A 13,377-nucleotide genomic window follows, 5' to 3' on the forward strand; every position below is an offset into this window, starting at 1 on the left:
CTTTTGTTCCCTTCGCCCTTGATGGCCGTATCGCAACCTTTTTCGACTGTTTGTCAAGAGCGATTGCGGACTTGGCTATTCCTGAAATCCTGGCGGAGATGCCTAGAACTAGTTTTTCATAGAACTTTTGACACTACCATTGGTTTAAAGTATCTATATTCAGGCTCATGATGACAGTACAAATGTATGTATTAGGAAAAAATTGGAACAAAAAACACCAACGGATTCATTATACTATAACCCCTCTAAATAAATCAATATATTGTATGTCAAAAATATCAAAACACTATATATAGTATTTGTGATTTTGAGCAATGGAATCTCATTTCGATATCATAACGAATTCCTTATAAAAAAAGTTGGGTACTAGAAATGTTTAAATCTATACTGGTGTCAATTCGCTAAAAAGTCGTATCAAACCAACCCCAACCCGCTCTACCTCAAAAACCTTAGAACCGCAAGGCTCCACCCCCTCTTTCCTCCTTGCCCCTAAAATCCCCCTATTAATTATAGTCGTATTACAAACCAGAAGAAAAACCGAGGAAATCCAGAGAAAATCAGAGTCAAAAAAGCAAATAAAGTCGTATCAAAGGCAGAGGAATAACAGGGGTCAGGGATAAGGATATGAGAAAAATATCTGAGGAAGGAAGCGGGAGAATGCCTAATTTATCAAGGAGGAGCGGTTCTTTCGAACCTTATGGCAAGAGAAAAAGCCGAGGAAAAACAGGAGTGGATACCTGCGTTTCGCTCGGCTTTGTTGATACGACTATTTAGAATTTAATACGACTTTTTAGGCTTTGATATGACTTTGATTGATTTCTACACCACTGTGAATAAAATGGCGTTTGTCTTTCAAACTTACTCGTTTTCCGTTGATTTCCCAGCCCTGATGAACCGCTGCAATTTTTTCTTCCTTGCCCCGTTTTCCTTTTCCTTGACGTTTCACATATAGGCCGTCCACTTCCACGAATAGGACAGGATAGTTTACAGGCTGTCGCTCTTTTGGATACTTTCAACCTGTAACAGGTGTTGACGTATAGCTTCGTGACTAATCACTCGGTATCCTAAAAGTGTTTCAAGGGTCTTTTGCCTTTCGATAGGAGGGCCCCGTAATGGCAAGCTCTAGAGCCGCTTCCTCTATCAGCGGACTGAAGGTGCCTGTCTCTTCGAATTCCAAATAGCGATCAAGCAGATAGACATATTTACCTTTCTCCCTGTCTCAGTAGTAGTTCCGTTTCACCTTTATTTCGCCAAAAAGACTGATAATAGTGGTGGTACGCTTATCGAGTAGACGATAACGCTTTTTATTTCGTTCTTCAGCAATCTGCTTGTCCATGTCCTCTAATAGTGTTTTCATGACCTCTGAGAAGGTTTCCTGTAATTGCCTCCAAACTAATTGCTCAATCTGTTTTAAATTTGGATATACTGTGTTATTCTTTTGCATGAGGGGTTACTCCTTTGTTTGTGATTTAGTTTTGGTTGACTAAGATTCTACCAAGGAGTAACCCTCTTTTTCATGTTATTTGCTTATTAACTACCGCGCTTTCGCTTGGTAGCCCCCTCATTTGTTGAGCGTTCTAACGTTCCCTCAACAAATGAGGGGGTTAAATTTTGCCCACAATAATTTTACTCATACTATATAGGATTTAATTAAGATCCAAATAGCATTGCAGATGACTCAACAAAAATATGAGTTTTATCCCGTTATTAATAACAGAGGACATTGAAGGAGTATTACCTTAAGGAATTTATTTTTTAAAATCTTGAATTTCTTAACGTAAAAGCATACGGAGTTCGCTCGAAATTCAGGAAGTTAATTAGTTTTTATGTTTGCCCTACAAAACAGAATAGATATACACCTAAGATAATATCTTATTTACAAAAAATAGGGAACCTCGCCACTCCGCAAGGTTCCCCAAATTGAAAAGTATAAACTTAGACGGCACTCCCCATCTAAGCTAAAATTGAATTTATTATTAACTTTCCCTTCTTAATACAAGTTATTCTACTTTCTAAAAATAATTCCTTTAATTTCTGCAAAAAAATAAAAAACCTCGCCACTCCGCAAGGTTTTCCTGGTTGAAATTATTTCCCTCAATCGGCATTCCCCAATTGAGTTCCTGTTAACTTAAATTTATTATAAATCACACAGCAAAAAAAATCAAGCATGTTCATTACTCTTTGTTAAGTATATTATTGAACTTTTCTAACAGCTCTTCGATTTTTTCTGCAATACTTTTTCTTTCAGTTAATCCGATTATATTCTCCAAACGGCGGTAGTGAACAAATCTAACTTGTCCAAAGTTAACATATCCCGTGTTAACACCTCCTGGTAAACCAAGACCTGTTATTGTCATTGTATTTGTTCCATCAGGTTGAGGAGACTTTGTTAATGGTGCAATGAAAAAATTACTGCCTTTTCTGGAGACAATTACACCGTAATGACCTTCAGAAATTTCACCAGCGAAACCTTGTCCAAAATTAACATAGACTATATCCCCTTTTTTTAAGTCATTGGGATAATTTGTAGGTAGAGTCTTTCTGATTTCTTTCTTTATTTCTTTTATCTTTTCACTTGTTTCTGAATCTGTTAATCCACGAAGAGCACTCAATTGATTCCTTAAATTTGTTTCAGCGATATGCTTTTTGTTTATTTTGGTTTTTTCTAGATACCAATCAATGAGGGCGATTGCATAATCCTCATCACAATCTAAAAGTTCACCAAACAGGGCTTTGGTTTTATCTTTTACAAGCTGTTTTTTTGCTTCATTTCCTCTAAGTATCCCCATATTTCTCTCCCATTTCTATAAAACTAATAGGGAAATTATATCATTTTTGGACAGAAAATTCCTTATTAAAATTACTAAAAAAACTCGATCAAATTTCGACCGAGTTTTTTTCTCATATTAATTGTTAAATTAATTGAGTTCCCAACTTTTTTGTTTGGTTCTCGACTTTTTTGTCATTCAACAACTCGTGTTTATGTCATATTTATGATTACTCCACAGTCACGCTCTTCGCCAAGTTGCGTGGCTTATCCACGTCGCATTCGCGGTGTAGAGCTGCGTAGTAAGCAATTAATTGTAATGGAATCACAGAGACAAGTGGTGTTAATAGTTCATGCACTTCTGGAAGGACGAAGCGATCTTCTTCGTCTTCGAGTCCCTTCATGGAGATGATGCATGGGTTTGCGCCGCGGGCTACGACCTCTTTGACGTTTCCGCGGATGCTTAAGTTTACATTTTCTTGCGTTGCAAGGGCAATAACTGGTGTACCGTCTTCAATTAAGGCAATTGTACCATGTTTCAATTCGCCGCCTGCAAAGCCTTCAGCTTGAATATAAGAGATTTCCTTCAGCTTCAATGCACCTTCAAGACCTACATAATAGTCGACAGAACGGCCGATGAAGAAGCAGTTGCGCGTGAAAGTCAAATACTCGCTCGCAATTTTTTCGAATTCTTCTTTAGAATCACATAGGGTTTCCATTGCGTTTGCAACAATCCCTAATTCTTTGACTAAGTCAAAATCTAGATCGATGCCGCGAGATTTTGCTGTTACATTTGCTAAAATCGCTAATACAGCAATTTGAGCAGTGTAGGCTTTTGTGGAAGCAACCGCAATCTCAGGGCCTGCATGAAGCAATAATGTGTAATCCGCTTCGCGAGATAAAGTAGAGCCTGGTACGTTTGTGATCGTTAGCGACTTATAGCCTAGCTCTTTAACAGATACTAATACTGCACGGCTATCGGCTGTTTCACCACTTTGAGAAATGAAGATAAACAATGGCTTCTCAGAAAGTAATGGCATGTTGTAGTTAAATTCAGATGCAACATGTACTTCTACAGGGATTTTCGCCATTCTTTCAATGAATTGCTTTCCAACAAGTCCCGCATGGTAGCTTGTTCCACACGCAATGATATACACACGGTCTGATTGATTCATTGCATCGATAATCTCTTGGTCGATTGTGAGCTCTCCTGCTTCGTTTTGGTACGCTTGGATGATTTTGCGCATAACAAGCGGCTGCTCATCGATTTCCTTCAGCATGTAGTGAGGGTACGTACCTTTTTCAATATCACTAGCATCTACCTCTGCAGTATAAGGCTTGCGTTCGACAACTTGACCGTCAAGCTTCTTGATTGTCACGTTTTCCTTCGTAACGATGACCATTTCTTTATCCATTAGCTCGATAAATTGATTCGTTACTTGAAGCATCGCCATTGCATCGGAAGCAACTACATTGAAATTGTCGCCGATTCCGACTAGAAGTGGGCTTTTATTTTTTGCGACATAAATCGTTTGATCGTTTTCAGCATCTATCATCGCAATCGCGTAAGAGCCTTTTAAAAGAGATAGCGTTTTGCGGAATGCTTCTTCAACATCAAGTCCTTCGTTCACAAATTTTTCAATTAGTTGAACAACAACTTCCGTATCTGTATCACTATTAAATGCAACATCCTGCAAATATTCACGCATTAAACCTGAATAGTTTTCAATAACACCGTTATGCACAAGCGTAAAACGACCAGATGCACTTTGATGAGGGTGAGCGTTCACTTTACTTGGCACACCATGTGTAGCCCAGCGTGTGTGACCAATACCAGTTTGAGCGAAAACATTTTCATCAACGATCGCGCGAAGGTCTGCAATACGGCCTTTTTCTTTAAATACGGTTACGCCTTTGTCGTTCATGACAGCGATACCAGCAGAATCGTATCCTCTGTATTCAAGCTTTTCTAAGCCATTTAATAATATTTCCTTTGAGTCATTATTTCCAATATATCCTACAATACCACACATATTATTTGTCCTCCTTAACGAAAAGGGAACAAGAATGCACGGGGACACTCTTGTCCCCCTTATCTCTGATTCATTGTAGTGTGCATTTTTCTCTCTTTGTGCCAAGGGTTGCCCCTTAGTTTTAAAGAGAAAATTCCTACGGCTGTGCACTGCAACCGGGAGGCATCCGCCGAAAACTCGATAAACCTCCTCCTCGTCAACTAAGCTTTTATCCGTCCATGCTTAGTCCGGGCGCTTTTCATTTTTAATTTGTTCAACGATCCACCTTTCTTTTCAAATTTGGACGGTTTGTTTTTGGTAAAGATATCACTAGAACAGGATTATCATACATGAAGATTGTGAAATAGTCAACAAAATTACTATCTGGCGATCTGCTTAATACTTGCAGAACAAATGGGCTTTTCCCCCAATGTTTCGCAGCGAACAAAAGCGGTTCTATATAAAGATATGCATAAGAGGCACTTTCGTTCCTCTTATGCATATAATTAGAATTCCCATTATTTATGGCCAGGACCCCCACGTTGATGAAGGTTTCACTTGATCTATTCTTTAAGGCCCATTTCCTCTTCAACAACCGCTGCAATGCGTTGAACATATTCTTCACATAGCTCCTGCGTAGGTGCTTCAGCCATAACACGAACAAGCGGTTCAGTTCCGGATGGTCGAACTAAAATACGGCCATTTCCGTTCATTTCTTTTTCGACTTGTGCAATTACAGCGCTAATTTTTTCATTTTGTGTAACGCCATGCTTATCTGTTACTCGTACGTTTACTAGCTTTTGCGGGAATTTCTTCATTTCGCTTGCAAGCTCTGATAACGGTTTTTTTGTAGCTTTCATGATGTTCACTAGCTGAAGGCCTGTTAAAAGTCCGTCACCTGTTGTATTGTAATCTAAGAAGATAATGTGACCGGACTGCTCACCACCTAGGTTATAGCCGCCCTTTTTCATTTCTTCCACTACATAACGGTCACCGACAGCTGTTTGGACACTCTTTATGTCATGTGCCTCAAGTGCTTTGTAAAACCCTAAATTGCTCATGACAGTCGATACAACGGTAGAGTGCTTAAGACGTCCCTGTTCCTTCATGTATTTTCCACAAATGTACATGATTTGGTCACCGTCTACGATTTCACCATTTTCATCAATCGCAATCAATCTGTCTCCATCCCCGTCAAAAGCAAGACCTACATCGGCTCCTTTTTCTTTTAAGAAGGCAGCCAGAGCTTCCGGATGAGTAGATCCCACTCCTTCGTTAATGTTTAACCCGTTTGGAGCAGATCCCATTGTAGAAATGTCCGCATCAAGGTCTGCAAACAAATGAGTTGCTAATGAAGAAGTAGCACCATGAGCACAATCAAGTGCAACATGAATACCGGTAAAGTCTTCGTCCACGGTTTGTTTTAGGTATTGAAGATACTTTTGTCCACCCTCAAAATAATCGCTGACATGACCTAAATCACCGCCTACTGGTCTTGGAAGCGTATCTTCTGGCATATCCATCAACTGTTCGATTTCTTCCTCTTGTTCATCAGATAATTTAAATCCATCTGGACCGAAAAATTTAATTCCGTTGTCTGCAACTGGATTATGGGAAGCGGAAATCATGACACCCGCTTCAGCATTAAGAGCTTTTGTCAAATAAGCTACTCCAGGTGTGGAAATAACACCTAACCGCATAACCTCCGCTCCAATGGATAAAAGTCCTGCAACAAGAGCTCCTTCTAGCATATGTCCAGAAATTCGGGTATCACGACCAATTAAAACTTTAGGGCGTTGTGTATTTTTTGTTAAAACGTATCCTCCGAAGCGGCCTAGCTTAAATGCCAGTTCCGGTGTCAGTTCACTGTTAGCGACACCTCTTACTCCATCAGTACCAAAATATTTACCCATGTTTAAATTCGCTCCTTCATCATAATTGCTATGTCTGTTTTTCTTTACTCTATTATGTTTCTTCTGAGGCCTTTGTTATATTGATCAAAGCTTTATTCACACCTACTGATCCTTTTACAGCAGTAGGTGTTTTAAGCTGTAAAGGAACTACATGCTCCCCTTCTTCTAAGCCTTCGACATTTATAGAGAGCTGTAAGTCAGAAGCTTTTACATGATTGATGTCCTCTGATTTTCCCGAAATCGTGACATCGGCTGCTCCTTGTTTAGGAGAGACAAAATCTAATTTATAGCCCTGTAAAAGACCTACAAAAATTATTTTAATATTCGAGAACGTTTTTGTAACACTTTTTTCTTGGCTTACATCCTGCTCTTGATCATCTTGTTGAGCATCCTTTTGATCATCTGTTTCATTCTCTTTCTCTTTTTCAATTTCTACAACAATCCTTACCTCTTCTGCCGATGCAGCCTTAATCCCTTCAGGAAGCTTTAACGGAATGGTTACTTCTGTGGTGTTACTAATCTCGCTTACATCGAAAGGAACTTCAAGTTTTTCAATGCTGTCTAAAATAGACTTTTTGCCGAAAAGTGAAACTTCCTTGGGCTCAACATGGATGCTTTTGATCTTTATTCCCTCTTTAGGGGTACCTGTTTGCACAGGATGGATAGATACTGTTTTGCTTGGGCTTTTTATAGGAACTTTCACGTCTACTACGCTTGGTTCAATCAGTACGTCGAGCTTATTGAACTCACGGTCTAAAGCTCGAACCATTGCTTGTCTGTATACCGTATCATTGACAGGTCCATTCAGCTCAACCGTTGCTTTTACATAAGAAATGGTTTCAATAATATCTTTTGCACCCGTAATTTTAACTTTTTGTGGTTGAACAATCGGCTCTTCTGCTAAATAGCCTTCCTCTAATAAGGAACGGTTAAACTCAGGTTCCACAGTAAATTCCTTCGTGATTTTTTCTTGAATAGAAACATTGGCATACGCAGGTTCAATGGTCACCTTCAGTTTATCATTAATATCCCGAATTTTGATTGGAACCTGCTTTCTTCCCAGTTCAATTTCAGGATCAGAAAGGTCAATATACACTTTAAAGTCACGATTATTTTTAGCTGATAACAAGAGACTTTTAGGTCCTTTTAAACTTACATCCACCGTTTCTGGTGCGCCCGTTACAACGAGGTTTTCTCGATCGTAATAAAGCTCGACTGGCACATCTTCTATAACCTCCGTGTCAATCTTGGCTGGAGTCGAAAATCCAAGCCCTGCAGAACTAGAATCAGGGTCAAAATTAACGGATATATATAAAAGAGCCGCCAAAGACAATGCTACGATTTTGATAAACCATGGTGTGTTCATTAATTTATCCATTTTTCTTCATCCTCCAGTTCCAGCGAGCTGTGGAAGGAGCCTTATTGACTATAATAAGCTCTTTAGCCAGCATATCTTTAAAGGCTTCTGGATTTAGATCTCTGTACAACTCCCCGTTTTTCGCAACAGAAATATTTCCTGTTTCTTCCGATACTACAACGGTGATACAATCTGTAACCTCACTCACACCAAGTGCTGCCCGGTGACGAGTACCGAGTTCCTTTGAAATAAATGGACTTTCCGAAAGCGGCAGGTAACATGCAGCAGCAGCTACCAAGTTTTTTTGGATGATTACCGCCCCATCATGCAGCGGTGTATTTGGAATAAATAAGTTAATGAGCAATTCTGAAGACACTTTGGATTGTAAGGCAATCCCCGTTTCTATGTAATCGCTCAGCCCGGTTTCTCTTTCAATCGAAATTAAAGCACCAATCCGTCTCTTGGCCATATAGGCTGCTGCTGTTGCAATAGCTTCGACGATTTTTTCCTGATCCTCTTCTTCCTGATAGCTGCTTCTTGAAAACAGCTTACCTCGTCCAAGATGTTCAAGTGCTCTCCGCAGCTCAGGCTGAAAGATAATAATAATGGCCAAGAAACCCCATGTCATAGCTTGCTCCATAAGCCACCCGAGTGTATTTAAACCAAGGAAGCTACTTAAGTTACGGACGATTACAATCACAAAAATCCCCTTAAGTAGCTGAACGGCTTTTGTTCCTTTAATCACCATTAAAAGTTTATATATAACAAACCATACAACGAGAATATCAATTATATTTATAAAAACATCAAAGAAAGTAAAATTGGACAACGACATTGTTACTTCCTCCTGTCGGCCAATAAGAGCTAGTGAAGGCTCTTTATTCCGAGTTTTTCCGATAACTTAACTATTATAACATAAAACCTTTAAGAAAGAATCTTTCACACGAAGAAACCTAATCCTATCTTGGCTTTTTGTCTATGATTCATTATTTTCCCCTTTTTTTACATAATCGTTCTTTTTTATTCACATAAAAAAAGTCACCCTTTAATTGGATGACGTGGATGGTTCTTTATTTTGTACAAGCTTAACAGTTTCCTTAGCTGTATTTTTCATTTTATACCACAGCCATTCGAACACCTGATTTACTTCTTCAATTTCTCCAGTAACATGCCCAGCGGATGCTAAATATTTTTCCCCATTAATAACCGTTACGTTTCCATTGACTTTCCCTTCAATTTTAATATTACCATTTTTCACAGTAACATCTCCGTTAATTGTTTTTCCTTCTGGGACAATGACTGTGTCATTTTCTACAATCAATTCAGGCTGTTTAGAGAAAGAAAACTGATGATCTTCATTCCAAGAGGAGAAAAGCGCTCCTCCCATAAAAAAGACAAATAAGGAGGCAGCAGTTAAAAAAGGATGCTGTTTGAACCATCTTTGAACGCCTACCTTTTTCTTTTCCTTTGGCAAGCTCGCCATTACTCTCTGAGTAAAATCAGATGGCGCGGAAATATGTGAAGTGCTTTGCACTAACGCGATCGTTTTCTTTAGCTCATGAAAGTGAGATTGACATTCTTTACATTGCTGTAAATGATGACGCAAAATTTTTTCATGCTCTGCACTAATTTCTTCATCTAAAAACTCATGCATGTATTCAATGATTTCTTTTGGACAGTTCATTCTATCACCTGCTTTTTTATAAATGGCTCAGCTGTTTTCTCAACGCTTCTCGTCCTCGATGGATCCGTGTCTTGATCGTGCCGATCGGCATATCAAGTATTTCGGATATTTCCTTTAAAGACAATTCCTCGATATATTTGAGGACGATCACTGATCGATATTTTTCAGGAAGCTTCAAAATCTCCCGCTGGATTGTTTCTTGCAGCTCCAAGCTTTCTACTTCATCCTCGGGCTTTTGAGTATCTGCTGCTACTTGTGAATACATATCCAATCCATCTGTACCTGCAATCTCTGCATCTAAATAATAATCAGGTTTTTTCTTTCGAATCCGGTCGATGCAAAGATTCGTAGCAATTCTATAAAGCCACGTTGAAAATTTCATTTGGGTATTGAAGCTATGTATGTTAACATAGGCTCTTACAAAGGCTTCCTGTGCCATATCCTCTGCTTCATGTCTATTGCCGAGCATTCTAAAGCAAAGCTGGAACACTTTATCCTTATATATTTCTACAATCTCTCCAAAGGCATTTTGGTCGCCTTTAATGACTTCCTTAATCCTTTGCTTAACAAGTAACTCCATTCTTGTATGCCCTCCGCCCTATGCGGCTATACGATATTTACGAATCGTAAGCGTAAAGGTTTCAAAAAATATTATATTTATTTTAACAAATTTTCCAAAAAAGTGTTGATCTCTTCTTTAAAGAGAGTATCTTAATAAAAAAGTATGTAGAAAGTGAGATTGTGTTTTGAGCGTGGACGTACATGAATAGCGCAAATAACCGAAGAAGTAAGAGAAAAAATGATCGCGATCATTTCAATTCCTCTATAATTATGAAGTAATCGAAACGAGTACAAAATTAGATAAACTCATGAATACCGATTATATTTTATCAAGAAATTCTTAAAATGAAAAAACAAGGGGCTGTCCAATAAGTCGATTTTTCGGCTTTTGGATTCCCCTTTTAATGTTCAAGAATATTGATATATCAACATTCTTGGTTTTCAATTTTTAATGAAGTTGCCCTTTTCGGACAGCCCCTTTTCAGACTATTAACAAACGCTCGCATTCATCGTCACGAACTCTCCCCAGTGCTCATCACCATTTAGGGTAACTCCGCTCCTCGTACAATTTCGTTCCTCCACTGACAATCGTTTTCAATCAGTCTGAATGTGCGTGAAATATATTATTTCTATTATAAAAGTTTTTCTCCAAACAACGAGCCCATTAATGCTACAGCAACAGAGGCTGTTTTGTTCTTTTCGTCCAAAATCGGATTAACCTCTACGAATTCAGCAGAAGTAATGATTTGGGCTTCTGCCAGCATCTCCATTGCTAAATGACTTTCACGATAGCTTATTCCACCAAGAACCGGAGTACCTACCCCTGGTGCATCAGCTGGGTCTAGTCCATCTAGATCTAACGAGAGATGAACCCCATCCGTTTTTTCCTTCAAGTATTGGATCGTTTCTTCCATAACTTTTGTCATACCAAGACGGTCAATCTCATGCATCGTATATACTCTTATACCCTTTTCCTTAATAAGTGTCCTTTCTCCTTCATCCAGTGAACGAGCACCAATGATCACCACATTCTCCGGTTTTACCTTTGGCATATATCCTAAAATATTTGTTAAATCAGGATGCCCAAGTCCCAAGCTAACAGCTAATGACATACCATGGATATTTCCAGATGGTGATGTTTCAGAGGTATTTAAATCTCCGTGAGCATCATACCAAATAACACCTAGATTATTATAATGCTTCGCTACCCCAGCTATTGTTCCAATGGCAATACTATGATCGCCGCCTAACACTAAAGGGAACGAGCCATTCTTTACAACTTCATCCACCTGCTCAGCAAGCTTCGCATTTCCTTCTGCAACCGATTTCAAATTTCTCAATTTTGAATCATTGTTTTGAACGCGCTCTGCACGCCCAATCATAATATCCCCTAAATCTTCCATTTCGTATTGTAGATTCTCCAAGCGTTCGACTATCCCCGCATATCGAATAGCGCTAGGTCCCATATCGACCCCGCGTCTTGTTTGACCTAAGTCCATCGGTACCCCAATAATTGATATCTTCTTATTCATTATGTCCCTCCTCAAACCCCTTATGCCCTTATTTTAGCTCGAAAAAGGAGAGTGACTCAACTCGACAAAAAAATGCATGAATATTCGCGTAAGTCGTTTATTTTAATAGATTAAATATATTTTGAAGATACTCTTTCATTCATTATGAAAAGCTCGGGAAAATAAAAAAAGTCTTAAACCCGAGAAGGCTTAAGACGAAAAGTTGGTGTTATGTAGTTAGATGGTGGAGCCTAGCGGGATCGAACCGCTGACCTCCTGCGTGCAAAGCAGGCGCTCTCCCAGCTGAGCTAAGGCCCCGATAAAAGATAGGTTAATAAAAAAAATGGAGCGGAAGACGGGATTCGAACCCGCGACCCCAACCTTGGCAAGGTTGTATTCTACCACTGAACTACTTCCGCATAAAAATGAGCCATGGAGGACTCGAACCTCCGACCCTCTGATTAAAAGTCAGATGCTCTACCGACTGAGCTAATGGCTCGATTGGCTGGGCTAGCAGGATTCGAACCTACGAATGACGGAGTCAAAGTCCGTTGCCTTACCACTTGGCTATAGCCCAACAATTATATTCTTCAATATGAACCTTAAGATAAACCTTTAAACAAAAAAAATAGGTGGTAATCATATAATCCCCAAACTCAGGTTTTATATAACTGATCCACAAATTTTAAATGGTGGAGGGGGACGGATTCGAACCGCCGAACCCTGAGGGAGCGGATTTACAGTCCGCCGCGTTTAGCCACTTCGCTACCCCTCCATAATAAATTGGTTGTTACTGGTGCCGGCGAGAGGACTTGAACCCCCAACCTACTGATTACAAGTCAGTTGCTCTACCAATTGAGCTACACCGGCATATATGGTGGAGGATGACGGGATCGAACCGCCGACCCCCTGCTTGTAAGGCAGGTGCTCTCCCAGCTGAGCTAATCCTCCATATGTAGTGGTGACCCGTACGGGATTCGAACCCGTGTTACCGCCGTGAAAGGGCGGTGTCTTAACCACTTGACCAACGGGCCAAACTTCACATTAAGAAAGCTTCCAACCGGGCTCGAACCGGTGACCTCTTCCTTACCATGGAAGTGCTCTACCTGCTGAGCTATGGAAGCAATATATGGCTCCGCAGGTAGGATTCGAACCTACGACCGCTCGGTTAACAGCCGAGTGCTCTACCACTGAGCTACTGCGGAATAATTTCAGCCTGGCAACGTCCTACTCTCGCAGGGGGAAACCCCCAACTACCATCGGCGCTGAAGAGCTTAACTTCCGTGTTCGGTATGGGAACGGGTGTGACCTCTTCGCCATCGTCACCAGACAATACACATTAGAGACAGATATTATTATAACACTTTTTCTCTAAAATGCAAGAGGAAATTTTCATTCCTTCAAAACTAGATAACAGAAGGTTTTTTGCGTAAAACACGTTTTTATGACTCATTGGTTAAGTCCTCGATCGATTAGTATCAGTCAGCTCCACGTGTCACCACGCTTCCACCTCTGACCTATCAACCTGATCATCTTTCAGGGATCTTACTAGCTTGACGCTATGGGAAATCT

Annotated in this window: 8 protein-coding genes, 10 tRNA genes, 2 rRNA genes and 1 pseudogene; all 21 read right to left on the reverse strand. The window is 39.8% G+C overall.

Going from position 1 to position 13,377, the window contains the following annotated elements:
• Nucleotides 1–790: 790 nt before the first annotated feature.
• A pseudogene (locus tag GD441_RS17550) lies at nucleotides 791–1,444 on the reverse strand (UPF0236 family transposase-like protein).
• A gap of 730 nt (nucleotides 1,445–2,174) precedes the next feature.
• Entirely contained in the window at nucleotides 2,175–2,789 is a 615-nt protein-coding gene (locus GD441_RS15970; RefSeq protein ID WP_153127416.1) for a type II toxin-antitoxin system PemK/MazF family toxin, read from the reverse strand.
• Nucleotides 2,790–2,997: 208 nt separating this feature from the next.
• Nucleotides 2,998–4,800, reverse strand: coding sequence for a glutamine--fructose-6-phosphate transaminase (isomerizing) (gene glmS / locus GD441_RS15975; RefSeq protein ID WP_153127417.1), 1,803 nt, complete (start codon nucleotides 4,798–4,800; stop codon nucleotides 2,998–3,000).
• A 542-nt stretch (nucleotides 4,801–5,342) separates the two neighbouring features.
• The gene (gene glmM, locus GD441_RS15980) at nucleotides 5,343–6,692 is read right to left on the reverse strand and encodes a phosphoglucosamine mutase (RefSeq protein ID WP_153127418.1); all 1,350 of its coding nucleotides are present in this window, start codon (nucleotides 6,690–6,692) and stop codon (nucleotides 5,343–5,345) included.
• A gap of 52 nt (nucleotides 6,693–6,744) precedes the next feature.
• Entirely contained in the window at nucleotides 6,745–8,070 is a 1,326-nt protein-coding gene (locus GD441_RS15985) for a CdaR family protein (protein ID WP_153127419.1), read from the reverse strand.
• The gene (cdaA, locus tag GD441_RS15990; protein WP_153127420.1) at nucleotides 8,063–8,884 is read right to left on the reverse strand and encodes a diadenylate cyclase CdaA; all 822 of its coding nucleotides are present in this window, start codon (nucleotides 8,882–8,884) and stop codon (nucleotides 8,063–8,065) included. The genes GD441_RS15985 and cdaA overlap by 8 nt, the downstream gene beginning before the upstream one ends.
• A gap of 210 nt (nucleotides 8,885–9,094) precedes the next feature.
• The gene (locus GD441_RS15995) at nucleotides 9,095–9,733 is read right to left on the reverse strand and encodes an anti-sigma factor family protein (protein ID WP_153127421.1); all 639 of its coding nucleotides are present in this window, start codon (nucleotides 9,731–9,733) and stop codon (nucleotides 9,095–9,097) included.
• Between the two features lie 16 nt (nucleotides 9,734–9,749).
• On the reverse strand, nucleotides 9,750–10,313 hold the full coding sequence (gene sigW / locus GD441_RS16000) for an RNA polymerase sigma factor SigW (protein ID WP_153127422.1): 564 nt from the start codon (nucleotides 10,311–10,313) through the stop codon (nucleotides 9,750–9,752).
• A gap of 613 nt (nucleotides 10,314–10,926) precedes the next feature.
• Nucleotides 10,927–11,826 carry an arginase gene (gene rocF, locus GD441_RS16005; protein ID WP_153127423.1) on the reverse strand — a complete coding sequence of 300 codons (900 nt, stop codon included), beginning with the start codon at nucleotides 11,824–11,826 and terminating at the stop codon, nucleotides 10,927–10,929.
• Nucleotides 11,827–12,047: 221 nt separating this feature from the next.
• Nucleotides 12,048–12,123, reverse strand: a tRNA-Ala gene (locus GD441_RS16010).
• 26 nt (nucleotides 12,124–12,149) lie between these two features.
• Nucleotides 12,150–12,224 (reverse strand) — tRNA-Gly (locus GD441_RS16015).
• A gap of 7 nt (nucleotides 12,225–12,231) precedes the next feature.
• Nucleotides 12,232–12,304 (reverse strand) — tRNA-Lys (locus tag GD441_RS16020).
• Between the two features lie 3 nt (nucleotides 12,305–12,307).
• Nucleotides 12,308–12,382 (reverse strand) — tRNA-Gln (locus GD441_RS16025).
• Nucleotides 12,383–12,495: 113 nt separating this feature from the next.
• Nucleotides 12,496–12,580: transfer RNA gene (locus tag GD441_RS16030), tRNA-Tyr, on the reverse strand.
• Nucleotides 12,581–12,599: 19 nt separating this feature from the next.
• Nucleotides 12,600–12,675, reverse strand: a tRNA-Thr gene (locus tag GD441_RS16035).
• A 5-nt stretch (nucleotides 12,676–12,680) separates the two neighbouring features.
• A tRNA-Val gene (locus GD441_RS16040) sits at nucleotides 12,681–12,756 on the reverse strand.
• Between the two features lie 8 nt (nucleotides 12,757–12,764).
• Nucleotides 12,765–12,839, reverse strand: a tRNA-Glu gene (locus GD441_RS16045).
• A 17-nt stretch (nucleotides 12,840–12,856) separates the two neighbouring features.
• Nucleotides 12,857–12,929 (reverse strand) — tRNA-Thr (locus GD441_RS16050).
• A gap of 6 nt (nucleotides 12,930–12,935) precedes the next feature.
• Nucleotides 12,936–13,010, reverse strand: a tRNA-Asn gene (locus GD441_RS16055).
• A gap of 9 nt (nucleotides 13,011–13,019) precedes the next feature.
• Nucleotides 13,020–13,135 (reverse strand): 5S ribosomal RNA (rrf, locus tag GD441_RS16060).
• Between the two features lie 122 nt (nucleotides 13,136–13,257).
• Nucleotides 13,258–13,377: ribosomal RNA gene (locus tag GD441_RS16065) — 23S ribosomal RNA — on the reverse strand; the annotation flags it as partial.

Origin of the sequence: Peribacillus tepidiphilus, assembly GCF_009466385.1 — a bacterium.
Lineage (GTDB): Bacteria > Bacillota > Bacilli > Bacillales > DSM-1321 > Bacillus_BN > Bacillus_BN tepidiphilus.